A 24,990-nucleotide genomic window follows, 5' to 3' on the forward strand; every position below is an offset into this window, starting at 1 on the left:
TGTCGAATGTGGTCACTCAAAGAATCTGGACTCCCAGGTGACGGGTTTTGTCGGCGATGCTTGCCATTGATATTTGTTGGTGTTGTTTGTCAGCGATGCTGATCAGACCGCCGTGTAGCCGCCGTCGATGACAAGCTCTGAACCCGTGGTGAACCGTGACTCGTCGGAGGCAAGGTAGAGGACCCCGTACGCGATCTCGTCCGGTTCGCCCTGCCGGGGAAGCGGATTTCCACCCACCAGCTGCTGGTAATAGGCCTCCGCGCCGATGTCCGACTGCTCTGCCGAGCGGCGGCTCATACGGGTATTCATCGATCCGGGATGGATGGAGTTCACCCTGACGCCGTGGACCCCATAGCTTGCCGCATCAGACTTGCTGAGGAGCCGGACAGCGCCCTTGGTGGCATGGTAGAGGGGCACGTTGCGTCCGCCGGTCAACCCATGGATCGAGGAAAAGTTGATGATGCTGCCTGACTGCTGACGAATCATTCCGGGAACGACGTGCTTGGTCATGAGCCACACGCCCTTGACGTTGACATCGAAGATGAGGTTGAAGTCGTCCACTGTGGCAGTGTGGCTGGCTCCCGCCGCGCCGATGATTCCTGCTGCATTGACCAGGACATCCGGGGTACCGAGCTCAGCACCAACCCTGCGGATTGCCTCGGCCACACTGGCTTCATCAGTGACATCGACGTCGTACTCGGTGATGCCGGGGTGGCTGCTGGGAGCAAGCGCTCCCGCCCGGTCAAGGCTGGCGACCGTTGCTCCGTGATCGGCGAGCAACCTGGCCGTTGCGCTGCCGAGGTCTCCCCTGCCTCCAGTGACTATGGCAACCTTGCCAGCCACCCTCCCGGCCTTGGATTCATTACCTGCCTGCGTAGCTGTTTCCACCACAACTCCTCCTGCCGCTGCATTGCGGCTGCTGAAACCTCCGTTGGATGCAGGGCAGCACGGAATGGACCCACAAGGGCCGAAATGTGTGGTGACCGGGCGAGGTGCCCTGCTTGGTTCCACTCTGCCAGCAGGCTGTGAGTGGAACCACAGCGTTACCGATGAACGGGAATCAGAAGTTTCCGTTGCTTTGTCGGAGCGCACCTTTGAGTTCTCCGCGCCATCCCAGCGCGCGGGAAATTCCCCGTGCTGCTGTCATCAACACGGGCACGCGGGTGGCCGGGTTCTCCTCGTTCCGTGGAACCACCACGCTGAGCGCGGCCACCACGGTATTTGCCCGTCCGAAGACGGGAACTGCAATTCCACTGGATTCAGGAACGATGATTCCGGGCATGGAGGCGAACCCGCGTTGGCGGATGCCTGCCAAGTGGCGTCGGAGTTCCGTGGGTTCGGTCAGCGTCGCGTCAGTGAACTTTTCCAGCGACCGGGACAAAAACAAGTCCTGGTAGGCAGGCGGGGAATAGGCCAGGAGCACCAGCCCCGAGGAGGTTCCATGGACCGGCAGCCGGCCAGCTACCTTGGTGATGTCCACCATGGAATCCCGGGAACCGATTCGTTCGATGTAGAGGACTTCATCGGAATCCAGGATCCCCAAGGTGGTGGAGTGCTGGACCACGGATTGGACGTCCTCCATGAACGGCAAGGCAGCCTCGCGGAGGCCAACCATGCGGGAGCTCCTGGATACCAGCTCCCACAAACGGGTGCCGACCCGAACCTCGGCGTTGGGCTCCCGTTCCAGCAGGCCTTCACCCAAGAGCTCGTCCACCAAGCGGTAAGTGGTGGTCACGGGCAATCCCGAACGCCGGGCCAACGCGGCGACGCTCATAGTGCGGTGAGCGTCGTCGAATGCTCCTACCAGGCGGACCACCCGGCGGATAATGGACTCACCCGAGGACGAGTTGGCCACCTCAGTTCCCGGACTTCACGCGGGAAACGAACCGGAACCTGTCGCCGCGGAAGGTGCTCCGGGTCCACTCCACCGGCGTGCCACCAACATCCCGGGCCAAGCGGTGTACCACCAGCAGGGGTGCGCCCATCTCGATTCCCAACAGCCTGACATCAGCCGGACCGGCGAGTGCAGTCTCCACCGTGTCCTCAACGTCGGCTATCCGGATCCCGTAGTCCGCGGCCAGGACCGCATACAGCGAGCCCGAATTGGCCAGCTTGGACTTGAACCGGGGCAGCTTGCCGGGAAGCCAGGCGGTCTCGTGGGCCAACGGCTCCCCCTCAATCAGTCGAATCCGCTCCAGACGGGTGACCGGTTTACCTTGATCCAACTCCAGATGCGCTGAAACTTCCGCATCAGAACCCACGACGTCAAGGGCAAGCACCGTGGAGTCAGACCGCAGGCCTTGGGACCGGGCGTCATCGGAGAAGGAGGTCAGCTGCCGGACATGAGTCACCTTTGGAGCCGCAACGAACGTTCCGTGACCCTGGATGCGGCCCAGCTTCCCCTCGGCCACCAGCTCGCTGATGGCCTGCCTGACCGTGGTCCGGGATGTCGCATACTTTTCCGCCAGGGCACGCTCGGTGGGAATGAGGGTGCCCGGCCGGAGGTTTGCTATGAGCCCTAATACCTCAGTCTTCAGGAGGTAGTACTTGGGCGTTGCTTGATCGACATCGCTGGACATAGTGGACATCCTACTTATGGACAACATCATTGGTCTATGCCAATGTTGATCCCGTTGGTCTGCATCAAAGAGGTGGCTATCCTCGGGTTGATGTTTGTCCACATCCCGCACTCGAAACGAAGGGCCGCCTGGTGGAGGAAATACAGCGAATGAGCAGTGAAGGGGCGGAAAGCCTGTGACTCCCGCCGTTCTTGGCCTTCACATTGGCGGATCCAAGACGCACGCCGTCCGCTCTGACGCAGCACAGGCAGACACGGGCACTCGAGCCGGTGGCGGCGTCGAAATTACCGAGGCCAGCGCCAACCTGTCCTCCGTCGGGCACCAAGGGGCCGATGCCGTGCTGCGGCGGATCGCAGCAAGCGTGGGCGGCGGAATTGAGGCCGTATGTGCCGGAGCCGCCGGAGCAGATACCCCGGCGAGCCGTGCTGTCCTGTCCGCGCTTCTCACGGAACATTTCCCCGGCGCCAGGATCGACGTCGTCCACGACACCAGAATCGTGCTGGCGGCAGCCGGGCTCGATGTCGGAGCTGTGGTGGTTGCCGGTACCGGCTCTGTGGCGTGGGGCCGGAACCATGAAGGGCAGGAAGCCCGCAGCGGAGGCTACGGGTACCTGCTGGGCGATGAGGGCGGCGGCTACTCGGTGGTGCGCGACGCCGTCCGGGAGGCTTTGCGCGAGTATTATGCCGGGCTGGAACCAGGCACCTTGGTCCGTGCCTTGATGGCGGCGACAGCGAGCGTCGACGCTTTGCAGCTCATGGACTCTTTCTATGCCAAACCCGAACCCGACCATTGGGCCGGGTTGGCTCCCCTGGTGTTGGATTTGGCGGCGGAGGGCGATCCGGCGGCCTTGCGTATTCAGGCGGAGGCCGCGCATTCGTTGGCGACGCTCGCACGCCAGGTCCTGGGCGAGCTGGGCTTGGACCTCCCGTTGGTGATGGCCGGTGCCCTGTTGGTGAATCAGAGCCAGCTGGCCGGTGCCGTGGCGCGCAAGGTCTCCGTTGAGGATCCGTCCTCGATCAGGATTCTGGCGCAGCCTCCTGTTCATGGCGCGGTGGAACTGGCCCGCCAGCTCATTCGGGACTGAGCCAGCTGACGCACGGGTAACCCTGACCACGTGATCGCTGTGGCCAACCGGAGTAGTCTGGACTCATGCCTCTCACGATCGGTGGTTGGTACCAATGACGCGGGCCCGGCAGCGGTGGCTGCCAGCTCTCTTGCTTCCCCTTGCCTTGGCCATTGCCGTGGTGCTTGGCTCAGTCCAAGCCGGCGCCAGCGTTTCGCTCCCGCCCAAGAGCGCTGAAGAAATCCTTGCCATGATTGCGCGCACCCAGGTGCGGGCATTGTCCGGAGCCATTGAGCAGAAAGCCGAGCTCGGTCTTCCCGAGCTACCTGCGTCCGGCCCGGGGGCGGTCCCGGGTGCCGCCTCTGCCCTGGAGTTCCTCACTGGATCCCACACAGCCAGGGTCTACGTGGATGGTCCCCTGAAGGTGCGTCTGCAAATCCTTGACCAGATGGCCGAACGCGACGTCGTCATCAACGGCGGCGACGTATGGTTGTACAACTCGAAGCAAAACAGCGCCACACATCTGACCGTTCCGGAACCGTCACTGGCTGACCTTGAGAACTCCCTGCCCACCAGGCCGACGCCCGGGATGTTTGCGCCGGATATGCCTGCACCAGAGATGCCTCCAACAGACATGCCGACCCCCGAAGCCATGGCCGGCCGCTTCCTTGCAGCCGTCGATGCCGCCACGGAGGTCACGGTTGCCGAGGCTTCATCGGTGGCCGGCCGAAGCGTTTACTCTTTGGTCCTCAACCCTCGCAGTACCGAAACCCTGGTCGATTCGGTGACCATCGACGTCGACTCCCAAACGGGCCTGCCCTTGGGTGTCGAGGTCCGGGCCGCAGGCCAGGCCGAACCCGCCTACTCACTTGCCTACACGCAACTGGACCTGTCCACGCCGGACGCGGCACTCTTTGACTTCACCCCGCCGCCGGGGGCAACAGTTACTGAACAGGTGCTGCCGGCCAAGCCTGTTCCGACCATGACCCAGCCGTCGACGCCGGCACCTGATGCGCCGGCTCCGGCCCCGGATGCCACCATTCCGGAAGACCAAGCCGCGCCGGGCCACGGTTCCCGCCCCCGGGCGACCGTCACGGGCCAAGGTTGGGATTCCGTGATTGCCTTGCCTGCTGGTGCGGCTCAGACGGAGTTCACGTCCAATCCCCTCCTGTCCCAAGCCCTGCAGCCTGTTGACGGCGGCCGGGCGTTGACGACGTCGCTGGTGAGCGTGTTGATACTCGACGACGGCCGCGTCTTTGCCGGCATGGTGCCTTTGGAACGGCTCCAGTCAGCCGCAGCCGCCCAGTGAACGAATCCCGGACGGCCGCCTCTCTTGGTGCAAATGAGTGTGCGGCTCCTGTCCGGTCTTCCGATCTCGTCATAGAAACCCATGGCCTGGTGAAGCGCTTCGGTCACAGGTCCGCTGTGGACGGTATAGACCTCGCTGTGCCCCGAGGCTCGGTGTTCGGTTTCCTGGGACCGAATGGTTCGGGGAAGACCACTACTATCAGGGTGCTGCTGGGTCTTGCTTCGGCGAACAGCGGGGACATCCGCGTTCTGGGCAAGGAGATGCCCCAAGCTTTGGCTTCTGTTCTGCCGGATGTTGGCGCTTTGGTGGAGGGGCCGGGCTTCTATCCCTTCCTGTCGGGCACGGGCAACCTGATGCGCTTGGATGCGGCCGACCCCCATGCTTCCTCGTCCACCAGGAGGCGGCGCGTTCACGACGCCCTCGAAAGGGTGGGTCTGAGCCACGCGGCCGGAAAGAAGGTCCGGGCCTACTCTTTGGGAATGAAACAGCGCCTCGGCCTGGCCAACGCAATGCTCAGGCCTCGGGATCTCTTGGTTCTGGACGAACCAACCAATGGCCTGGACCCCCAAGGCACCCGTGAAGTCCGCAACCTGGTTCGCTCCCTCGCCGCCGGCGGAACCACCGTCTTCGTCTCCAGCCACTTGCTCGCCGAGGTGGAACAGATGTGTTCCCATGTGGGCGTGATGAGCGCCGGCCGGCTGGTGGCACAGGGGCCGATTGAGGAGCTGAGGTCCGCCGGGCAGGCTCACGTGGTGGTGCAAACGCCCGACGTCGACTTGGCGTCCCGGGTGTTGACGCGCCTTGGACTGGTTCCCGCCGAAGCGACCGGTACGGGCGGCCCATGGGGAACCCCTGCTGTGGTGGGCACCGGGATCAATGGCCGCGTTCCCGAATCGATTGTGGCCGCATTGGTTGCCGAGGGCGTCCGTGTCCGCGGATTCACTGTGGAGAACGCGAGCCTGGAAGAGCGTTTCGTGTCCCTGACCGGGGAGGGGTTCGACGTTGTCGGCTGAAACCGCTGGTCCTTCCCGGGAGAACGCCGTGCGTTCCGGCATGGGATGGGCGCTCCTGGGCTCGGAGTTGTCCGTACTCTTCCGTCGGCTCCGAACGTGGGCCATGCTGATCGCCCTCGCAGCCGTACCCATCCTGATCGCCGTGGCTGTCAAGCTATCTTCACGGCCCACCGCCCCGGGCCGCGGGCCACTCTTCCTGGACCGCATCACCCAGAACGGCCTGTTCGTAGCCGTTACTGCATTGGTGGTGTGTGTCCCTCTTTTTCTGCCGCTCACAGTTGGGGTGGTAGCCGGAGACACCATTGCCGGGGAGGCGAACCTGGGAACCTTGCGGTACCTGTTGATCGCGCCCGCAGGGCGGATACGCCTGCTGCTGGTGAAGTATGCCGGGGCCGTCGCCTTCTGTTGCGCCGCTACCGCCACCGTGGCAGCGTCCGGTGCCTTGGCCGGCGTCGTGCTCTTTCCTGTAGGTCCGGTGACTTTGCTGTCCGGGGACACCATCAGCGTCGGCGAATCGGCGTTGAGATCTTTGCTGATCGCCGCCTACATCACGGTGTCCCTGCTGGGACTCTCCGCCATCGGCCTGTTGATCTCCACTCCGGTGGGCGCCATGGCAGCCACCATAGTGCTCTCTGTGGTGTCGCAGGTGCTGGACAACCTGCCTCAGTTGGAGTGGCTGCATCCGTGGCTGTTCAGCCACCACTGGCTGAGCTTCGCGGACCTGCTGCGCCAACCCATCTCATGGACGTCATTCGGTGAGAACGCGCTCCTCCAAGCCGGGTACATCGCGGTGTGCGGCGCGCTGGCTTACGCAAAATTCTCCAACAAGGACGTCTTGTCATAGCTTTGTCGTAGGCTCTTCCCATGGCCAGATTCTTTGACGTGCACCCAGAAGATCCCCAACCACGCGCCATCGGCCAAGTGGTGAACATGCTCCAAGGAGGCGGCCTGATCGCCTACCCTACCGACTCCTGCTACGCGCTTGGAGCACAGATCGGCAACAGGGAAGCACTGGACCGCATCAGGTCCATCAGGCATTTGGACGACAAACACCATTTCACCCTGGTGTGCAAGGACTTTGCCCAGATGGGTCAGTTCGTGATGTTGGACAACGACATCTTCAGGAGCATCAAGGCTGTTACCCCCGGCAGCTACACGTTTATCCTCCCCGCCACCCGGGAGGTCCCCAAGCGCCTCCTGCACCCCAAGAAAAAGACCGTGGGTGTGCGCATCCCGGATCATCGGGTGGTCCAGGCGCTCTTGGCCGAGCTGGGCGAACCACTGCTCTCCAGCACCCTCCTGCTGCCGGACGAGGAAGAACCGTTGACCCAGGGCTGGGAGATCAAGGAACGGCTGGACAATCAGGTGGATGGCGTCATTGATGCCGGCGACACCGGCTCTGAACCCACCACCGTGATCGACTTCTCCAGCGGCGTGGCTGAAGTTGTCCGCTACGGGACGGGCGATCCTTCACGCTTCGAATAGAATCCGGAGGTTCCTGCTGTGGTCCTTCACCGAAACTGGAACCGACACCCCGAATTCAGCGCCACCTGTGCGACGCCCGTCATCTCCAGCGCCAAGGCTGACGGCTGGGAGGACACCGGCTGCGGCGGGTAGGCCATAAAAATGGACAGTTGGCGGTTACCGTCGGCGCTGCTGATGGAAATGGACCCGTACCCGGGAATGTCTCCGACGTGTCCGTAGTAGGAGCCGTTGGTGCAACGGTCATCCCAATGGTCCAGGCCAAGGCCATAGTCGGCAAAGACCGTGCCCTTCATGGCGATAAGGCTCGCCGGGGATATCACGTGGCCCCTGAGCAGCGCGGCGTGGAACACGGAGATATCCTCAACGGAAGACACCAGCCCCCCTGCGGCGATCACATCAGGGGTTCCGGCGCCGGCAACGTCCACGGTTTCGCCGTCAAGCTGGACGTATCCGTGGATGAGGTCATCGGGGGCTGCGGTGTTTGCAGCCAGTAGCTGCGTGGAACGGAGGTTCAGGGGCGCCAGGACGTCGGTTCGCAGGACCGCCTGCAGTGGCGCACCCCGAAGCTGCTCCACCACCCGGGTGAGCAACGACCCGGCATCTGACCGGACCGCAGCAGGCACGTCCCTTGCGTCGCCGAGGAGCTCCCGGATGGTCACCGGTCTCCCTGCCGTGAGAGATCCCGGAAGGTAAGCGGCAACGGGGTCCTCCAATCCCAGACGACCCTCCTCCATGAGCTTCATGACGGACACAGCCAGGAATGACCGGTACTGCCCGCCCACAGGGAAACGATCGCCCGGTTGGACGGGCACGCGTCCGTCGCGGCTTCGCACTCCCTCTGCGAGGGTCCATACTTGCTGGCCGACCTTCGCTTTGATGAGGACAGCCGAGGCTCCTTCTTCGAGCTTTTCCCGCGAGAAGAGCTCAAGGGTGGCACGGAGCTCCTGGAACGCAGGTGTGACTGCGTCACTCGCGGAGGGCAGTGGAGCAGGCGTGAGCGTGGGCGCGGCCGGAGGGCCCGTCGTCGAAGGTTGGGCTGTTGGTGCCGGCGGTGTCTTCACCTCAGTGGTGGGCTGGGCCGGCAGGGGTTCGGGGGTTGACGTGCACCCGCCGAGGAACAGGCCGCAGGCAAGAACAGTGATCAGACTGCCTCCAGCTGGACGTCGTGGCACGTGCCCTCCCGGTCACTCTTCCGGCTTACTCCTCCGGCTTGCGTGCCCGGCTCGGCTGAACGCGCATGGGTTCGCCCGGCATCTTGGGGAATTCCGGCGGGAAGGGCATTTCGCCCTGACCGTTCTTGACGTCGCGCTCCCACCACTTCAGCAGGACATCGATGTCACCGGGATGATCGTGCATGGAAGCCCATGGGTCCCCTGTTTTGGCCAAGCGGTCCGGGACGGTGGTGATGGTGTATTTCGCAGGATCGGCGTTCTCCAGTTCCTCCCACGTCAAGGGGCAGGAGACCTGGGCCGTGGGCACGGCGCGGGGACTGTATGCTCCAGCAATGGTGCGGTCCCTGTTGGCCTGGTTGAAGTCCACGAAGATTCTGGTTCCGCGTTCTTCCTTCCACCAGGCCGTGGTGACTTTCTCCGGCATGCGGCGCTCCAACTCACGGCCAACGGCAATAACGGCGTGCCGTACGTCGAGGAACTCGTGCTTCGGGTGGATCGGCGCATACACGTGGAGCCCGCGGTTGCCGGAGGTTTTGATGAACGCCGTGAGTCCGGCTTCTTCCAGCACCGAGCGCAGTTCCAGTGCCGCCGGGATGGCGTCGTCGAAGTCCGTGCCAGGTTGGGGGTCCAGATCGATCCTGAGCTGATCAGGATTATCGGGATCGTCGGCCCTTGAAGCCCAGGGGTGGAAGACCACCGTGTTCATCTGAGCGGCCCACACTGCAGCTGCCGGCTCGTCCACTACCAACTGGGGATGTGACCGCGCGCTGGGGTAGGTCACAGGCACGGACCGGACATACTCCGGTGCCCCTTTGGGTGGATTCTTGGAGAAGAACATCTCACCTTCAATGTTGCCGGAGTATCGCTGAAGGCTGATCGGACGGTTCCCGTTGGCAGTCACAAAGGCCTCGCCAACGTCAATGAGGTAGTTGGCAAGGTCCAGCTTGGTCAGTCCCGCCTCAGGCCACATCACCCGGCTTGGACTCGAAATCCTTACCTCGCGTGGGCCATGGGGACCAGGGACAGTAACGGTGGTTGCTTCGCTCGCCATGGCCACAAGCTACCCCGTTTAAGCCGTGCGCGTCAGCATCCTGCGGGTTTTGATGTGGTGGGCAATGATGGTTGCATGCCAAACACTGAAACATCCGTGACCATCGCTGTCGGTGAAACTGACGTATCTGCCCTCCATATCCGCCCCGAAAAGCCCTTCGCCACCCTGGTGGTGGCCCACGGCGCCGGTGCGGGAATGGAACATCCGTTCCTGCAGGGCTTCGCTGAGGCGATGGCCGGCGAAGGTGTGGCCACGTTGCGGTTCAACTTCCCGTACCGGGAGGCTGGCCGTCGTTTTCCGGATCGTCCGCCGCTGGCTATTGCCACGTGGAGGGCAGTGATGGACGCAGCAACTGGACTCAGCGAAGGAGAGCCCTTGTGGGCTGCTGGTAAGTCCTTTGGTGGACGCATGGCCTCCATGGCGGTGGCCGAGGGCATGCCCGCACATGGTTTGGTGTACCTGGGGTACCCGCTCCACGCCCCTGGCAAGCCGGAGAAACTGAGGGATGAGCATCTCTATGGCGTCACGATACCGATGCTCTTCCTCCAAGGCACCCGCGATACTTTCGCGACGCCGGAACTTCTGGAGGCGGTGGTGGCGAAGATTGGCCCGACGGCGACGCTCCAGTGGGCAGAGGGTGGTGACCATTCGTTCGCAGTCAAGGGGATGAAGCGTAGCGCGGCCGAGGTAGGGGCGTCCCTTGCGCCGGCGGTTGCCGCCTTCCTCCGGTCAAACGCCTAGACCTGCTTCGGCAGGGGTTCATGGCGCAGGAAGGACCGGCGGAAACGCCCCGTTCCTGCCGTGAGTGCGCGGAGTTCAATGGCGTACCGCAGGAGCTCCTGGTCCGGTACTTCGGCGCTGATTTCCGTTCCCTCTCCGTCAGCAGCGGCGGTGCCGGTAACGCGGCCCCGGCGTCCTGAAAGATCGCTCATCACCGCGCCAACGTAGTCGTCGGGGACGCTGATGGAAACGGAGGAGACGGGCTCGAGCAGCTGGATTTTGGCTGTTGCCGCGGCCTCCCTCAGTGCCAGGGCGCCGGCGGCCTGGAAGGCTGCGTCGGACGAGTCAACGCTGTGGGTTTTTCCGCCCACAAGTGTCACCTTGATGTCCACCACCGGGAATCCCGCCGACACGCCTTTGAGCATTTGGGAACGGACACCTTTCTCCACGGAGGTGACAAACGTCCCGGGAATAGCGCCGCCCACGATTTTGTCCGCGAACACGAAACCCTCCCCGCGGGCCAAGGGCTCCACCTCGATGTCGCAGATGGCGAATTGCCCGTGCCCACCGGATTGTTTGACGTGACGTCCATGCCCGGTGGCTTTGCTGGCGAAGGTCTCCCGGAGCGGAGTGATGACGTCCACGGTCTGAAGCTTGACGCCTTGGCTGCGGAGCCTGTCCAGGACCACTTCGGCGTGCGCTTCTCCCATGCACCACAGAATGAGCTGGTGTGTGTCCTGATTGCGCTCCAAACGGAGAGTGGGGTCAGCAGCGGCCACCTTGCCAATGCTCTTGGCGAGCGCGTCCTCATCACTGCGCGATGCCCCTTCAATGGCTACCGGCATCAAGGGCTCGGGCATGTTCCAGGTCTCCATCAGCAGCGGCGACTCACGGCCGGAGACGGTGTCCCCCGTTTCGGCGCTGGCCAGCTTGCTGATGGCGCAGATGTCGCCGGCAATGCACTGAGGGACCGCTTTGAGACTGGAGCCCACTGGAGAGTAGAGATGTGTGACGCGTTCATCGGCGTCGTGATCCTCGTGTCCCCTGTCCGCCAAGCCCCTTCCGCCGATATGGATCGAGGAATCTTCCCTCAGGGTTCCGGAAAAGACCCTGACCAAACACACGCGGCCGAGGAAAGGATCTACGGTGGTCCGCACTACTTCAGCGGCCAGGCGACCGGTGGGATCGCACTTCAGGGGCTTCAATGACGAACCGTCGGGGTTCATCGCCGAGGGAGCGATCCGTTCCAACGGGGATGGCAGAGCTTCGGTCAGCAGTGCCATGAGTTCAGGAAGGCCAAGACCGGTTTCGGCCGAAGTGGGCACCACCGGGAAGAAGCTGCCCTGCGCCACCGCCGTTTCCAGATCGGTGATCAGGTCCGCAAGTGGCAGTTCTTCGCCGCCAAGGTAGCGGTCCATGAGGGTTTCGTCTTCGCTCTCAGCGATGATTCCTTCGATCAAGGCTCCTCTGGCTGCTTCCACGTCCCGGGCCGGCGAGAGGTCCTCGTGCCCAGCGCCGTGGAGGACGCCGATGAGTTCGGCGTTGCCTACAGCCGGGAGGTACAGCGGGAGAACTGACTCACCAAACGCTTCCTGGCAGCGCACGACGGCGGCACTTGCGTCAGCGCGCGGATGGTCCAGTTTGCTGACGACCACTGCACGCGGCAGCCGGATCTTCGCGCACTCGCCCCACAACGCCACAGTTGCAGCATCGATGTCATCAGTGGCCGACACAACAAAGAGGGCCGCATCAGCGGCCCTCAAACCAGCACGCAATTCGCCGGTGAAGTCGGTGTAGCCGGGGGTGTCGATCAGGTTGACCTTGATGTCACCTACCAGGATGGGGGCCACGGACAACGTGACCGATCGTTGCTGATGGATCGCGGAGGGGTCCGAATCGCTGACAGTGGTCCCTTCACTGATGGAGCCCATCCTGGTGATGGCACCGGTGGCGGCCAGCAGGGCTTCCACGAGCGTTGTCTTACCCGCACCCGAATGCCCCACGAGTGCCACATTGCGGATTTTTGCTGGATCGCTTGCCGCTAAGACAGCGCCGTTGCCGCCGCGTCCGTCGTCCGTGGCGCCAGCTCCTGGCCCTCTGACCGTTTGGCGCGTGCCCTTCGCGGACATGGGCACCTCCTGGTGTTGTATCCCCGCACGAAGTCCGAACACCTCCCGTTCGAACGTTAAGAAGGATTGGACACCCTTTAGCGACCACAGGGCAAGGCCTCGCAGGAACCGAAACCGGATAACCGCCGTCGGGCGCCTGTATGGCGTCCGCTCACCGGGCTAAACGGTGAGCATCCCCCACAGCAACCAGACAGAAGCCACAGAGCATCCAACGATCACCACCGTGAATCCGGTCAGCCAGACAAACGCCGGGACTCCCGTGGTGCGGCCCAGGATGTAGGCGTCAGAAGCCTGCAGGCGATCGCGGCGTCTGGTGTGGACACCAGCGAGTTTGAACAGATCCCTGACGCCGCCCACGGACAGAGCCACACCGAGCGCCAGCACCACGTAGTTGACCGCGGTGGGCGTCGCGAACAGGATCAGGAGCTGGGCGATGGCTGCGCTCAACACCGCCACAAGGATCCCGGTGAGGTTCCTCAGGAAGATGAGCGAGACGAGCAGGATCAAAGCCCCGACGGACATTGCTGCGCCAGCCCGGCCTGCCGCAAAAGCCGAGATCAAGCACAAACCGACTACCGCCGGCGCCGGATAGCCCCAGAATCCGGACCACGCTGCCCCGAAGGCGCTCCGGCCGCTGCTGACGAGGCGACCCGAATGGTCCAGCCCGATCCGAAGCCCGTGGACAAAGCGCCCCGTCATCAGGGCGGCGTAGGCATGTCCGAGTTCGTGGACGAACGTCACGTACAAGCCAAACCACCGCCAGGTGGCACGCGGGATGCTCAGGACAACGGCGCAGGCAAGGATGCCCAGCAGGGCAGGTAACGGCACAGCTGTGGTGTGGACGTCTGTGAAGCCCCGGGTCACCGCGGCCCACCAACCCTGGATGACATTCACAGGACTGCCAGCCTCACAGGATGCTCGGCTGAAGCCGGGAATGCAGTCCGGCGATAAGGATCTCGAGGCCAAAATCAAAGGCCGCCTCGCCTCGCTCCTCTGCAGGACCCGCGTGGGACAGGGCATCAGTAAGGGCGGGGTAACCCTCAGCGGGTGGCGCCCAGACGACGTCGGGAGCTGCCAGGTCCAAGGCGAAGCCCAACGCGAAGCTGTCAATGGTGGAGATCGCGGACATCACGTCCCGCCCGCGGAAACCGGCGGCTTCGAGGGCCACAGCCAGGTTCTCGTAGAGAGCCATGACTTGGGCATCCTGCACCGTTTGGAGTACCAGCAGGGGTGCGAGTTTGGGGTGGCGGGCGAAAGCATCCCTGTAACTTCGGACAATGGCCCGGAGGGACGTTTCCCAATCCTGCTCATCCTCCAGGACATAGGGGCTTTCGGAGATGATCCGGCCGCGCATGAGCTCGAGAATCTCCTCCCGCCCGCTGACGTGGTTGTAGATGGATGACTGGCTGACGCCGATCCGCTTGGCCAGTTTGGGCAGGCTGAAGTCTCCTGCCTCGTCCACCAGCTCCAGGGCGGCGGTGACGAGTGCATCGATGGATATCAGCGGGACCAACGGGCGTGCCATACGGGTGTCTCCATTCAAGGTTGTAGTTACGACTCTAGCCAGAACTTTGCTTCGAGGTATTGTGCCCGGGGTCACAAGGACCTACCATAAACGAAAGCCTTTCGCTTAACGTCCGGCTCCCCCGTGAATTTCCCTCCCCAAACACTCAGAGGATCCCCATGTCTGACCTCGAAACGCGACCTCCGGCAGCAGACGCCGGCAACGGGCTCAAAAGAAATGCCATCGGCACCGGCGGCATTGCCTTCCTGGTGATCTCCGCAGCGGCTCCCCTGACCGTGATGGCTGGAGTGGCGCCCGTTGCCATCGGCGTCGGGGGCATAGGTGCTCCCATGGGCTACGTCATAGCCGGCGCAGTCCTACTGATCTTCGCCATCTCTTTCATGGCGATGACCAAGCACGTCAAAGCAGCCGGAGGCTTTTACACCTACATCACCTTGGCCATGGGCAAAACCGTAGGGCTGGCCTCAGCCATCCTGGCGATCGTTTCCTACAACTGCCTGCAAATTGGCGTCTACGGATTGTTCGCCGTCCAAACCCAAGGCATGCTCCGTGCCCTCTTTGGCTTGGACGTGCCATGGCCCGTCGTTGCACTGGCAGCCATCGCGGCCGTCTGGTTCCTTGGCTACCGGGGCATCGACGTCGGCGCGAAGGTCCTGGGTGTCCTGCTCATTGCCGAGACCGCGATCCTGACCATCATGGGCTTCGGAATCCTGGCCCGCGGTGGCGCCGAAGGCATCAGTTTCTCCTCGTTCGCCCCCGAGCACGCCTTCACCCCTGGTGTTCTTGCCATCCTCGCTGTTTGCTTCGCCGCCTTCATGGGCTTCGAATCCACCGTGCTGTACCGCCGTGAGGCGAGAAATCCGGACAAGTCCGTCCCCCGTGCAACGTACATTGCGGTGGGCTTCATGTCCGTGTTCTACGCCTTCATTGTGTGGACCGTCATTCAGGCTTTCGGCGATGGAAACGTGATCGCTGCTGCCGGTGAACTGGCCGATGGCATGTTCTTTGCCACCATCAACCAGTACGTTGGCCCCTGGGCTGAAGTGGTGATGTACGTGCTGATCGTGACCAGCGTCTACGCCTCCCAGTTGGCCTTCCACAACGCCATCAACCGCTACGTGTACATGCTCGCCAAAGACGGCGTGCTCCCCGCGTTCCTCGGCAGAACCCACCCCAAGTACAAGTCGCCGCACCGTGCCGGGCAGATTCAGACCGTCCTGGCCGCCGTCGTCATCATCATTTGTGCCATCGCCGGCGCTGACCCGTACAAGCAGCTCCTGATCTGGGTCAACACGCCGGGCATCTTCGGGATCGTGGCACTGCAGGGGCTGGTATCCGTAGCGGCGTTCATCTACCTGCGGCGCAACCCGGACGCAGCCACCAACCACCTCCTCATTCCATTGAGTGTGGCCTCTGCAGTCCTGCTGTTCGGCGTGGTGGCGTTGATCGCCGTCAACATCGAGCTCCTCACCTTTGCCGATGCCCTGACCAACACCATCCTGCTCTTGGTCACCCCTGTTGTTTTCCTCGCAGGCCTGCTGATTGCCCGCAGACTGCGCACCACCCGCCCCCACGTCTTCGCCCGGATTGGAAGCTTCGAAACCCATGACTCCTGACCTCATCATTCTTTCGAACACCATTCACACCATGGACGGGGTACCCCACCAGGAGCCTGTCCAGGCCGTCGCCATCAGCGGCGGGCTGATTGCCGCCGTCGGAAGCCGCCACGATGCCAGGCAGTGGCAACAAGCGGACACCCGAGTGGTGGACCTTGGCAACGCGACACTCACGCCGGGATTGGTGGACTGCCATATCCACCCGGTGTTTGGCCTGGATCTGACCATCGGCATCGAGCTGGCCGGCGCTGCGACCTTGGAGGAAGTCCTCCACCTACTGCAGGCAGAAGCGGCGCACTTTCGGGCAGAAGCAGCGAACGACGGCGGCTGGTTGCGTGGTTGGGGGCTGAACCCGAACGCTTTCGGAACAGTGCCGCTGCACCGAAGTGTCCTGGACCGGGTCACCGGCGATCAGCCCGCATTCATCCGCCTCTTCGACGGCCATTCGGCACTCGCCAACAGCCGGGCCTTGGAACTGGCCGGAATCCATGGCCGGTTCGACTTTGATCAAGCCTCCGAGGTGGTCTGCGACGCAGACGGTGTTCCCACCGGGCTCCTGCTCGAAGCCGCGGCCATGGAGTTGGTCCAGCGCCACATCCCGCAGGAATCGTTTGCCCGGCGCAAAGCCCGCCTCGGTGAGCTCCTGAGAGATTTTGCCCGATCGGGACTGACCGGCGGTCACATCATGGATCACAGCGAGGAATCCGCCGCACTCTTCCAGGCGTTGGAGGCCGAAGGTGAGCTTCCGTTGCGGCTCCGTTCCGCTCCCTGGTGCATGCCCGGCAGCGATGAAGCAACCTGGAAGGAACTGGCCCGCAGTATAGGTACAGGCGGACGCCGGTGGTCCGTTGAAGCCATAAAACTGTTCGTCGATGGGACCGTGGACAACGGGACGGCCTGGCTCTATGAACCTGATGTTCAAGGACAGTCCACTGCGCCGTTCTGGCCACGTCCCGAAGAATACTCCGCGGCCGTCCGCTATTTTGCCGCCCGTGGTATTCCGACTGCCACGCACGCAATCGGTGATGCAGGGGTTGACCATGTGTTGGAGGCCCTGGAATCTCTGCGTCACGAGGTACCTGCTGACGTCCTGCGCGGTGCTGTCCACAGGATTGAGCACTTGGAAACCGTGCCGGATGAGCTGGTGGCGCGCTTCCAGGGCGCGGGTGTGGTGGCAAGCATGCAGCCGACCCATTGCACCCATTACTCATTGGCTGATCACAGCGACAATTGGTCCACCCGGCTTGGCCCTGAGCGGGCGGACAGGGCCTGGCGCTGCCGGGATCTCCGCGACGTGGGTGTGACGCTGGGCATCGGCTCTGACTGGCCGATCGCCCCCTTCGAGCCGCTTCCGATCATCGCGGACGCCCAGTTGCGCCGCCGATCGGGACATCCGGACCAGCAACCCATCGCGCCATCGCAAGCCCTCACCGCACTTCAGGCGCTGGAGGGGTACACCTCCCACGCGGCCAAGGCTGCCGGGCTGTGGGACGTCTCCGGATCCATTACGGTGGGCAAACGGGCAGACTTCACTGCCTTCGAACTCGATCCACTGACCACTGCCCCGGATGAATTTGCGGCAAGCAGCGTCCTGGGAACGTTCGTGGATGGCGAGATTCAGTTCATGCTGGAACGGCTCGCGTAGGCTCTTCCGGAACGCCGGAACGCCGGAACGCTTCCTTCCCGCCAACGGAACAGGCGAGGGCTACATCCTGTTCTTCGTCTTAGCCGTAGCCGGTGCGGTCCACGGGTCTTCGGGCCAGGGGTGCCTAGGGTAGCGCCCACGCATCTCGGCCCGAACCTGGGCATAGGGACCGGACCAGAAGGATGCGAGATCATCCGTCACAGCCAACGGCCTTCCTGCCGGGGATAGCAAGTGAAACAACACGGGCACCCTGCCCTCGACGAGGCGCGGCGTGCGGTCCCAACCGAAGCATTCCTGAAGCTTGACCGCCACCACCGGGCGGCCGCCGTCGTGACCCGTACCGCGGCGGGCTGTGCCGCCGTCCACAACCGGGCCGTCCACAACCGGGCCGTCCACATTCTCCGGGTAGTCGATCCGGATACGCGAACCGCTCGGCACCACCAAGCGCTCCGGCACGAGGTCCTCAAGCCGCGCGGCGTCCGGCCATGGGAGCAGGCGTCGCAAGGGGTCAACGAGGTTGATGGAGCTCGCCGCGGCACCAGTGGCCAACGCCTCCATTTCCGGGCCCAACCATTCATCAAGCCTTGACAGCAGTGCGGACTCGCTGACGTCAGGCCAGGGATTCCCGAGTTCACGGTGCACCATTCCAAGGCGCCGGCGCAAGGAATCGGCTGCCGTTGACCAGCCGATCATGGACAACCCCTGCTTCTCCAACGCCCTGGACACCGCGCTGCGCCCGGACTCTGCGGTGGGACGGACGGGCGTGGAGGACAACACTATCGCGCCCAGACTGCGTTCCAACCTGGCCATCACCCGGCCCTGCTCGAACTTTGCCTGCACCTTCTCCGTGAGAAGGCCCGGGGCGACGGCTGCCGCCAGTTCAGCCGACAACGGCGCGGCAGAACGGATGACGGCGCCCGTTCCCGCCGCATCCCGTCCTTGCGCGCGCGACACCTCGGCCACGGCAAGCCAATCATGCCCGGACAGTGAACTCCCGGCAGGGAGCCCGGCCCGTGTCCCGGACGAGAGCAAATATGTTGTGGACCCGTCACCGGGTACGCGTCTGGCTATACGGTCCGGGAATGCCAGCGCCACCACAAAGCCGGGCGCTTCCCTCGCCGTGATGTCTGCGGCGGGTCGAAGAGGCACGACTCCGGCGACCTCCAGCCCTATCCGCGATTCGTTCCCGACCAGCGCCTCCATCCGCTTGACGTCCTCCGCGAAACGTCGGGTCCCAGGGTCTGAACCCGAGCGCAGCGTGGAGAGCAGCTTTGTCAGGTCAGCACCGGTGGCTCTGTGGTCCCCGGACACGATTGCCACGGTTTCAGCGGTGACGCGTCGGCCCGCCACCGCAGATCCTTCCAATAGGGCCCGGGCAAGCCGTGGATCAGCGGGGATGCGGGCCAAAGTCTTGCCCACGGCGGTGACTGTTCCGTCCCCGCCTACGGCGCCCAGTTCACGCAGGACCTCCACGGCGTCGTTCATGGCGGCGGCAGGCGGTGTGTCCGGGAGCTTCAGGCCGGAACCTCCGGGCGCACCCCAGCACGCCAGAACCAAGGCAGCTCCGGTAAGGTCCGCAACCGCGATTTCGGGCGTCTGGTGCGCTGGAGCCGCAGCATACGCCTGCGGGTCGTAGCAGCGAACCACGGTGCCCGGCCCCTGTCGCGCTGCACGGCCTGCACGTTGATCGGCCGATGCACGGGAACAAGAGACGGTCACGAGTCCTGACATGCCGCGGCCTGCGTCCCGCCGTGGTTCCCTTGAAAGCCCCGAGTCAATGACCAAACGTACGCCAGGGACCGTTAGGGACGATTCCGCCAAGGACGTGGACACAATGATCCGGGGTGACCCGCCGGGTTCCCGGCCTGATACCGCCCGGTCCTGGGCTTCCGGACCGATCTGGCCGTGCAACTCGAGCACCTCCACACTGTGGGGCAGCTGCCCGCGAAGGCGGGATGCGACGTCGGAAACTTCCCGGGCGCCCGGGAGGAAAACCAAGGCGTCAACCTCTGAGTGCCGGTTGAGGGCCGCCATGTAGGCAGCCGCCGCAGTGCTGGCCACGTGATCGATAAAACTCCGGGACACTCCCCGGGCATCCAGTCGATGCTCCCGGGCAGGAGCCCATTGAACCTCCAGCGGGTGTAACGCCGAAGGACAGTCGACCACCGTAGCCGGCCCGCCGCCGTCGAGCCCTGTTCCGCCCTGTCCCAGCAGCGCGGCAAAACGCGGCGCGTCGAGAGTGGCGGACATGGCCACCAGTGTGAGGTCGCCCCGCAACTCGCGGACCTCGGCGAGCATGCCCACCAGGAGATCTGTTTCGAGCCCGCGTTCGTGCACTTCATCCAGGACCACAGCATGGACGTCCTCAAGTCCCGGGTCGGCCAGAAGGCGCCGTAAAAGAATACCTGGAGTGACGAATTCCACCGCCGTGTTCCGGCTGAGTTTGCTTTCACCCCGGACGGTGTAGCTCACCCTGTCGCCCAGGCGGCTTCCGTCCAAGGAGGCCAAGCGGCGTGCGGCTGAGCGGGCCGCCACACGGCGCGGTTGGGTCACGACGACGCGCGGCCGGCCGTGAATCTGTCCCGACACGAGATTGGCGAGCAGCGGTGGAACCAGTGTGGTTTTGCCCGTACCCGGAGGCGCCTGAACCACGGCAACTCCTCCAATCGCTGCCGCTCCCCCCATCGCTGCGTTCCCGCCAAGCGCTGCCTTTCCGCCGAGGACAGGGCCGCCGTCGGTCTGGTTCGTCAAGGCGGCAGTGAGGTTCGGGAGGGAATCAGCAAAGATCAGCCCCTTACCCATGGTGTCCAGTCTGAAAGTCACCTGACCATTGTCCCTGCTGCGGGACACAGAAAAGGCCATGCCCGTCAAGGGGAGCATGGCCTTTCCTGTGGTGCAGCGAGTTATGGTGCTGCGACTTTAAGGAGCAGCACCCTCGCGAAAAGCGGCGTCTCTAGCCGATCGTGGAGGCATCAATGACGAAGCGGTAGCGGACATCCGAGGCAAGGACGCGCTCGTAAGCGTCGTTGATCTTGCTGGCCGGGATGACCTCGATCTCCGCGCCAAGGCCGTGCTCCGCGCAGAAGTTCAGCATTTCCTGGGTCTCGCGGATCCCGCCAATCGCGGAACCGGCAAAGCGACGGCGACCCGCAATCAGCGAGAAAACGTTCACCGGAAGGGGTTCGGCCGGTGCGCCAACGTTGACCAAAGTGCCGTCGAGCGTCAGCAGCTGCAGGTACGCGCTGATGTCGATGGAGGCGCTGACGGTGTTGATGATGAGGTCGAAAGTGCCTGCGAGATCCTCGAACGTGGAGGGATCGCTGGTGGCGTAGTAGTGGTCGGCGCCGAGCTTCAAGCCGTCTTCCATCTTCTTCAGCGACTGCGAGAGCACGGTCACCTCCGCACCCATGGCGTCGGCAATCTTCACAGCCATGTGGCCGAGTCCGCCAAGACCCACCACGGCAACCTTCTTGCCGGGGCCGGCACCCCAGTGGTGCAGGGGCGAGTAAGTGGTGATGCCGGCGCACAGCAGCGGAGCGGCGACGTCGAGGTCCAATCCTTCCGGAATGGTGACCACGAAGTCTTCATTCACCACGACGTTGCTGGAATAGCCGCCCTGGGTGATGGTGCCGTCGCGGTCAACGGCGCCGTAGGTGCCCACGTTTCCCTTGAGGCAGTACTGCTCTTCTCCCGCCAGGCAGTTCTTGCACTCCTTGCAGGAGTTCACCATGCAGCCGACGCCAACGCGGTCGCCCACTTTGAGCTTGGTGACGTCCGAGCCGACCTCGGTGACAATGCCGGCGATTTCGTGGCCAGGGGCCAAGGGATACTGCTGCGGTCCCCAGTCACCCCGGACTGTGTGGATGTCAGAATGGCAGATACCCGCGAACTTGATGTCAATGTGGACGTCGTTCGGGCCCACCTCGCGGCGTTCGATGGTGGTTAGAGTCAGGTCGCCCGTGGCCGAGGGGGCAGCATAAGCGTTAGCGGTAGGCATGTTTCTCCTGCGTGGTTCACTTTGTTGGATAACTCCATCTAACCCTGCTTCCCGGAACGGAAGGAGTCACTGCTGTTAGGGGTAATGACAGGGACTCCCTCAGCGGGCTGGAAGTCTTACCGTTAAAGCATGGACAACCGGACCGAAACGCGCGACTTCCTCTCCACCCGGAGGGCGAAGATCACACCGGAGCAAGCGGGACTTGCCGCTTATGGCGGCAACCGCCGCGTGCCGGGCCTCCGTCGCGGCGAGGTGGCCATGCTGGCCGGTGTAAGTGTGGAGTATTACACCCGCTTGGAGCGGGGAAACCTCGCAGGGGTCTCGGAAAACGTGCTGGAATCCTTAGCGAACGCCTTGCAGCTCGACGACGCCGAACGCGCCCACTTGTACGATCTCGCCCGTGCGGCGAGCGACGGCGGCAGGTCCAGACGCCGTCCGGTGCGGAAGCAGGCCATCCGCCCTGGCGTTCAACTCACTTTGGATGCGATCAGCGGATCGCCCGCCTTCATCCGCAACGGTCGTTTGGATCTGCTGGCCACCAATGCCCTGGGCCGTGCTCTGTATTCGGACATTTACGACAGTCCCGCCGGGCCGCCCAACCACGCCCGGTTCCTTTTCCTCGATCCTCGCAGCCGTGACTTCTACGCGGACTGGGAACGCGCGGCCAACGACACCGTGGCTATCATGCGGACGGAGGCGGGCCGGGATCCCTACGACCGGGGACTCAGCGACCTGGTGGGCGAACTATCCACCCGCAGCAAAGAATTCCGGGTCCGCTGGGCCTCTCACAATGTCCGCCAGCACTTCACCGGTAAGAAGCACTTCCGTCACCGGACGGTGGGCGACCTCCACTTGCTGTACGAAGCCCTGGAACTGTCTGCTGACGCGGGCCTGACTTTGACTGTGTACAACGCCGAACCCGGCACCGGCACGGACGACGCTCTGAAATTGCTCGCAAGCTGGGCGGCGACGACTCTTGCAAGATCTGAGGATTCAGGGCTTGTCCGGGACGTACACACCAAGTAATTCACCAATGTCACCAGGAATCGTGGCCGTACTTTCAAGATCACCAGAACAAAATGACCCGCTCTCCACGGGCGATGTCTCAGTGGGGTCCATGGCGAAAGGCTGATCGAGGTTGATCGTTTGTCATTGGGGCATTGACCGGGGGTATTCGGGACGCAAATAATGGGGGAAGCGCTTTCCAGTGACATGCCCTGATGTGGAGACAACGACGTGAATCCCCAGCACAGCCTCAACTACGACTACTCCCCGTGGACTTTTTGGGACTCTGCCTCAGAAACAGAACGCGCGGCGCAGGATGACTACCACAAGCACTTTGCAGAACGGGGCGGAATAGATATTGGTGACCGGGCCTTCCTGGCTCCCTTGGCAAACATTGATCCCGAGACGCTGACGATTGGCGCAGATTCCTTCATCGCGGCCCACGCCTACGTTACGGGCACCATCACCCTTGGTGACGACTGCACCGTCAATGCGTTCAGTGTGATTCGAGGCAATATCACCGCGGGCAACGGAGTTCGGATCGGCGCCCACACATCCATTCTGGGTTTCAACCACTCCATGGAGCCGTCCGAACCGGTCTTCAAGCAGCCGCTCACCAGCAAAGGCATCACCATAGGTGACGACGTCTGGATTGGTTCGAACGTGGTGATTCTGGACGGAGTCTCAGTTGGGTCGCACGCCGTGGTGGCCGCCGGGGCGGTAGTGACCAAGGACGTCCCTGAATGGGCCATAGTGGGCGGAAACCCCGCGCGACGAATCAGGGACAGACGTGACGCAGTAATCCGGGCGACAACGGAAGAGGCACCGTTCGACGACGGGTTGCTGGCTGAGCTGGCGGCCTTCGCGAACGCTGCCCGCGCCGATGCTCCAGCCATACTTTCGAGGAGTTGGGTTCCTGAAACCGGTGGCGTTTACGTAGACCGGCCAGGTGCTGCCCCCACTGTCAGGGCCCACTGCGACGCGATTGAAATCGCGGACCTGCTGTTGGGTTCCGTACCTTCACAACTGTCTCAGGACGAACACGTTGCGCGGCTCCGCAAGCTACAAGACCCGGTGACCGGCCTGGTTCCAGAGTTCGGATCCGAGACTCAAGGAGTATCGACACTCACCTTCGGCAGCGGTCCCACTACCTACCATGTGCTCTCCGTTGGCTACGCCCTGGACCTTGCCGGCAGTGGCTTCGAGCATCCGATCCATGCCATTGCAGACATGAGTCCGGAGGCCCTGTTGTCATCATTGAATGCTCTGCCGTGGACGAAGGAAGCATGGGAATCCGGCGCATGGGTGGATGCCTGGGGGACGGCAGCGTACTGGAATCTCGCTCAATCGCATCCGAACACCCCGGGCGCTCTTGAGGCGCTGTTCGGTTGGTTGCAGACCCGTGTCAACGTCACAGCTGGAACATGGGGCACCCCGACGGTGGATAACCGGTTGAAGGTGGTCAATGGCTACTACCGGTTGACACGCGGCACGTTTGCCCAATTCGGCGTGCCGGTTCCTCACGTTGAGCGGCTTGTAGACACAGTTCTGGCGCACTCGGCGGAGCCCCGCTACTTCGCCTGTGGCCGGCAGAACGCCTGCAACGTCCTGGACGTCGTGCACCCCCTATGGCTGGCCTCCAAGCAGACCTCCCACCGCCGGGAGGACGCCAAAGCTTGGGCAAAGACACAGCTCAAACAGGCACTTGTGCGGTGGCGGACCGGTGAGGGAATGGCTTTCAGCGCTGCCCCCGAAAGTGGTCACCAGGCTCTCCCCACCCTGCAGGGCACAGAGATGTGGTTGGCAATCATCTGGTACCTGGCTGACCTTCTCGGCTGTGCTGAAGCCCTCGGATACCGGCCCCGGGGCGTCCACAGGCCTGAACCTGCGTACGTGCTTCCCACGCTGTAGGCCCCCGCCAGGAAATCCACCTATTGCCTCCAAAGGCGAGGCCGCCTGGCATTGCTTACCGTGGCAAATGCGGTGAGAATTCCGGCGGCTAATAATGTCTGACCCCAGTGAAATGATTAATTCATGGAGAAACTGGCGCAGTTGATGGCATCTTGGGCGGAACCGTCCCCTGCTGTTGCTGCTCTGGCTGCTATTCGGTCACAGCGCGTCGTGAGCATGCCGCGGGTGGTCAAGGCAGGGTTCAAGGATTCGACGCCGTACATCACCGTGCTGGAACATTTCCATGGAACTGGATTGGCCAGCGGTGCTGGCCGTTTCGAGGGCGGCAGGCGGCCCAAGGACTCTGGGCGGGTCAACAGTACTGGCCCGGTCAACGGTGCGGAGTCTGCCGACGCCAAAACCACGGACACCGGTTCCACGGGCGGCACGGAGGTAGATGCTTCGGCAATCAATGCCGGATCGGTGTCCGGCCCACGGCCGGACGCCTGGTTCGGCTCTGGCCCGGACTCCACCTTGGTTCCTGATCAGCCGATCGAGCGTCCGCACGGGCAGCGTCCTGGACCCGTTGCGGTTTCGGGAGTGGTGCTGGGTGAACTTCTACAAGACGCTGCTGCACTTCTGGACGCAGCGCGCTTGTCCGTCACCGATGAGGTGCGGTTGTTGGGGTTTGTTGAGGCTGCTGATTTCGCGGGCAGGGTCGAGGAGATGTCCCGTTCGGTGGAGTATTTGCAGGTGGTCGCGGCCCAGGCTGTGGAACGGACCCGCACAGA

The 24,990-nt window shown here is 63.4% G+C and carries 20 protein-coding genes and 1 pseudogene; 11 read left to right on the forward strand and 10 right to left on the reverse strand.

Translation table 11 applies throughout. The annotated features are described in order from the left end of the window. Nucleotides 1-102 precede the first annotated feature (102 nt). The 3 genes from AR689_RS10060 to AR689_RS10070 all read right to left on the reverse strand — a co-directional run bounded on the left by AR689_RS10060 (nucleotide 103) and on the right by AR689_RS10070 (nucleotide 2,588). Entirely contained in the window at nucleotides 103-891 is a 789-nt protein-coding gene (locus AR689_RS10060; protein WP_231745483.1) for an SDR family NAD(P)-dependent oxidoreductase, read from the reverse strand. A gap of 169 nt (nucleotides 892-1,060) precedes the next feature. Next, nucleotides 1,061-1,855 (reverse strand): IclR family transcriptional regulator, encoded by a 795-nt coding sequence (locus AR689_RS10065; RefSeq protein ID WP_062069770.1) that lies wholly within the window; start codon nucleotides 1,853-1,855, stop codon nucleotides 1,061-1,063. A gap of 1 nt (nucleotide 1,856) precedes the next feature. After that, nucleotides 1,857-2,588, reverse strand: coding sequence for a GntR family transcriptional regulator (locus AR689_RS10070; protein WP_082697887.1), 732 nt, complete (start codon nucleotides 2,586-2,588; stop codon nucleotides 1,857-1,859). Nucleotides 2,589-2,754: 166 nt separating this feature from the next. Here AR689_RS10070 and AR689_RS10075 point away from each other — a divergent pair, with 166 nt between their 5' ends. The 5 genes from AR689_RS10075 (at nucleotide 2,755) to AR689_RS10095 (ending at nucleotide 7,449) form a co-directional block, all read left to right on the forward strand. Further along, nucleotides 2,755-3,663 carry an N-acetylglucosamine kinase gene (locus AR689_RS10075; RefSeq protein WP_062069775.1) on the forward strand — a complete coding sequence of 303 codons (909 nt, stop codon included), beginning with the start codon at nucleotides 2,755-2,757 and terminating at the stop codon, nucleotides 3,661-3,663. A 94-nt stretch (nucleotides 3,664-3,757) separates the two neighbouring features. Next, complete coding sequence (locus AR689_RS10080; RefSeq protein WP_062069776.1) at nucleotides 3,758-4,951, forward strand: LolA family protein; 1,194 nt, start codon at nucleotides 3,758-3,760, stop codon at nucleotides 4,949-4,951. Next, a complete protein-coding gene (locus tag AR689_RS10085; RefSeq protein WP_062069778.1) occupies nucleotides 4,948-5,964 on the forward strand; it encodes an ABC transporter ATP-binding protein in 1,017 nt (338 codons plus the stop codon). Before AR689_RS10080 ends, AR689_RS10085 begins: the two co-directional genes overlap by 4 nt. Nucleotides 5,965-6,004: 40 nt before the next feature. After that, entirely contained in the window at nucleotides 6,005-6,808 is an 804-nt protein-coding gene (locus tag AR689_RS10090; protein WP_062069814.1) for an ABC transporter permease, read from the forward strand. Nucleotides 6,809-6,828: 20 nt separating this feature from the next. After that, the gene (locus AR689_RS10095) at nucleotides 6,829-7,449 is read left to right on the forward strand and encodes an L-threonylcarbamoyladenylate synthase (protein WP_062069781.1); all 621 of its coding nucleotides are present in this window, start codon (nucleotides 6,829-6,831) and stop codon (nucleotides 7,447-7,449) included. A gap of 26 nt (nucleotides 7,450-7,475) precedes the next feature. On the opposite strand, the gene AR689_RS10100 is transcribed toward AR689_RS10095, so the two are convergent. Next, nucleotides 7,476-8,621, reverse strand: a complete 1,146-nt coding sequence (locus tag AR689_RS10100) for a serine hydrolase domain-containing protein (RefSeq protein WP_062069785.1) — start codon at nucleotides 8,619-8,621, stop codon at nucleotides 7,476-7,478. 25 nt (nucleotides 8,622-8,646) lie between these two features. Continuing rightward, nucleotides 8,647-9,672 (reverse strand): non-homologous end-joining DNA ligase, encoded by a 1,026-nt coding sequence (ligD, locus tag AR689_RS10105; RefSeq protein WP_062069815.1) that lies wholly within the window; start codon nucleotides 9,670-9,672, stop codon nucleotides 8,647-8,649. Between the two features lie 75 nt (nucleotides 9,673-9,747). Here ligD and AR689_RS10110 point away from each other — a divergent pair, with 75 nt between their 5' ends. Next, complete coding sequence (locus AR689_RS10110; RefSeq protein WP_062069787.1) at nucleotides 9,748-10,413, forward strand: alpha/beta hydrolase family protein; 666 nt, start codon at nucleotides 9,748-9,750, stop codon at nucleotides 10,411-10,413. On the opposite strand, the gene AR689_RS10115 is transcribed toward AR689_RS10110, so the two are convergent. The 3 genes from AR689_RS10115 to AR689_RS10125 form a co-directional block, all read right to left on the reverse strand. Next, nucleotides 10,410-12,521 (reverse strand): elongation factor G-like protein EF-G2, encoded by a 2,112-nt coding sequence (locus AR689_RS10115; protein ID WP_082697889.1) that lies wholly within the window; start codon nucleotides 12,519-12,521, stop codon nucleotides 10,410-10,412. The two genes, AR689_RS10110 and AR689_RS10115, sit on opposite strands and share 4 nt — an antisense overlap. Before the next feature lie 159 nt (nucleotides 12,522-12,680). Beyond that, nucleotides 12,681-13,415 carry a M50 family metallopeptidase gene (locus AR689_RS10120; RefSeq protein ID WP_062069791.1) on the reverse strand — a complete coding sequence of 245 codons (735 nt, stop codon included), beginning with the start codon at nucleotides 13,413-13,415 and terminating at the stop codon, nucleotides 12,681-12,683. Nucleotides 13,416-13,428: 13 nt separating this feature from the next. Beyond that, nucleotides 13,429-14,046 carry a TetR/AcrR family transcriptional regulator C-terminal domain-containing protein gene (locus AR689_RS10125; RefSeq protein ID WP_062069792.1) on the reverse strand — a complete coding sequence of 206 codons (618 nt, stop codon included), beginning with the start codon at nucleotides 14,044-14,046 and terminating at the stop codon, nucleotides 13,429-13,431. A 158-nt stretch (nucleotides 14,047-14,204) separates the two neighbouring features. On the opposite strand from AR689_RS10125, the gene AR689_RS10130 reads away from it, so the two are divergent. Further along, nucleotides 14,205-15,662, forward strand: coding sequence for an APC family permease (locus AR689_RS10130; RefSeq protein WP_062069794.1), 1,458 nt, complete (start codon nucleotides 14,205-14,207; stop codon nucleotides 15,660-15,662). Beyond that, complete coding sequence (locus tag AR689_RS10135; RefSeq protein WP_062069796.1) at nucleotides 15,652-17,307, forward strand: amidohydrolase; 1,656 nt, start codon at nucleotides 15,652-15,654, stop codon at nucleotides 17,305-17,307. The genes AR689_RS10130 and AR689_RS10135 overlap by 11 nt, the downstream gene beginning before the upstream one ends. A 60-nt stretch (nucleotides 17,308-17,367) precedes the next feature. Here AR689_RS10135 and hrpB read toward each other — a convergent pair whose 3' ends face one another. Then, complete coding sequence (hrpB, locus tag AR689_RS10140; protein WP_062069816.1) at nucleotides 17,368-20,169, reverse strand: ATP-dependent helicase HrpB; 2,802 nt, start codon at nucleotides 20,167-20,169, stop codon at nucleotides 17,368-17,370. A 91-nt stretch (nucleotides 20,170-20,260) separates the two neighbouring features. Beyond that, complete coding sequence (locus tag AR689_RS10145; protein WP_062069798.1) at nucleotides 20,261-21,304, reverse strand: NAD(P)-dependent alcohol dehydrogenase; 1,044 nt, start codon at nucleotides 21,302-21,304, stop codon at nucleotides 20,261-20,263. 129 nt (nucleotides 21,305-21,433) lie between these two features. Here AR689_RS10145 and AR689_RS10150 point away from each other — a divergent pair, with 129 nt between their 5' ends. From AR689_RS10150 to AR689_RS10160, 3 genes and pseudogenes are all read left to right on the forward strand, one after another. Next, nucleotides 21,434-22,330, forward strand: a complete 897-nt coding sequence (locus AR689_RS10150) for a helix-turn-helix transcriptional regulator (RefSeq protein WP_062069800.1) — start codon at nucleotides 21,434-21,436, stop codon at nucleotides 22,328-22,330. Between the two features lie 210 nt (nucleotides 22,331-22,540). Then, nucleotides 22,541-24,220, forward strand: a complete 1,680-nt coding sequence (locus AR689_RS10155; RefSeq protein WP_062069802.1) for an acyltransferase — start codon at nucleotides 22,541-22,543, stop codon at nucleotides 24,218-24,220. Between the two features lie 123 nt (nucleotides 24,221-24,343). Continuing rightward, a pseudogene (locus AR689_RS10160) lies at nucleotides 24,344-24,990 on the forward strand (hypothetical protein); the annotation flags it as partial.

The sequence above is a fragment of the Arthrobacter sp. EpRS71 genome (assembly GCF_001512285.1).
Classification (GTDB): Bacteria; Actinomycetota; Actinomycetes; order Actinomycetales; family Micrococcaceae; genus Arthrobacter.

What these genes read in the sequence shown, in the direction of transcription:
- AR689_RS10070 (WP_082697887.1), bottom strand. Translation starts at nt 2,588, where the DNA reads ATGTCCACTATGTCCAGCGATGTCGATCAAGCAACGCCCAAGTACTAC.
- AR689_RS10080 (WP_062069776.1), top strand. Translation starts at nt 3,758, where the DNA reads ATGACGCGGGCCCGGCAGCGGTGGCTGCCAGCTCTCTTGCTTCCCCTT.
- AR689_RS10090 (WP_062069814.1), top strand. Translation starts at nt 6,005, where the DNA reads ATGGGATGGGCGCTCCTGGGCTCGGAGTTGTCCGTACTCTTCCGTCGG.
- AR689_RS10095 (WP_062069781.1), top strand. Translation starts at nt 6,829, where the DNA reads ATGGCCAGATTCTTTGACGTGCACCCAGAAGATCCCCAACCACGCGCC.
- ligD (WP_062069815.1), bottom strand. Translation starts at nt 9,672, where the DNA reads ATGGCGAGCGAAGCAACCACCGTTACTGTCCCTGGTCCCCATGGCCCA.
- AR689_RS10110 (WP_062069787.1), top strand. Translation starts at nt 9,748, where the DNA reads ATGCCAAACACTGAAACATCCGTGACCATCGCTGTCGGTGAAACTGAC.
- AR689_RS10115 (WP_082697889.1), bottom strand. Translation starts at nt 12,521, where the DNA reads ATGTCCGCGAAGGGCACGCGCCAAACGGTCAGAGGGCCAGGAGCTGGC.
- AR689_RS10125 (WP_062069792.1), bottom strand. Translation starts at nt 14,046, where the DNA reads ATGGCACGCCCGTTGGTCCCGCTGATATCCATCGATGCACTCGTCACC.
- AR689_RS10130 (WP_062069794.1), top strand. Translation starts at nt 14,205, where the DNA reads ATGTCTGACCTCGAAACGCGACCTCCGGCAGCAGACGCCGGCAACGGG.
- AR689_RS10135 (WP_062069796.1), top strand. Translation starts at nt 15,652, where the DNA reads ATGACTCCTGACCTCATCATTCTTTCGAACACCATTCACACCATGGAC.
- hrpB (WP_062069816.1), bottom strand. Translation starts at nt 20,169, where the DNA reads ATGGCCTTTTCTGTGTCCCGCAGCAGGGACAATGGTCAGGTGACTTTC.
- AR689_RS10145 (WP_062069798.1), bottom strand. Translation starts at nt 21,304, where the DNA reads ATGCCTACCGCTAACGCTTATGCTGCCCCCTCGGCCACGGGCGACCTG.
- AR689_RS10150 (WP_062069800.1), top strand. Translation starts at nt 21,434, where the DNA reads ATGGACAACCGGACCGAAACGCGCGACTTCCTCTCCACCCGGAGGGCG.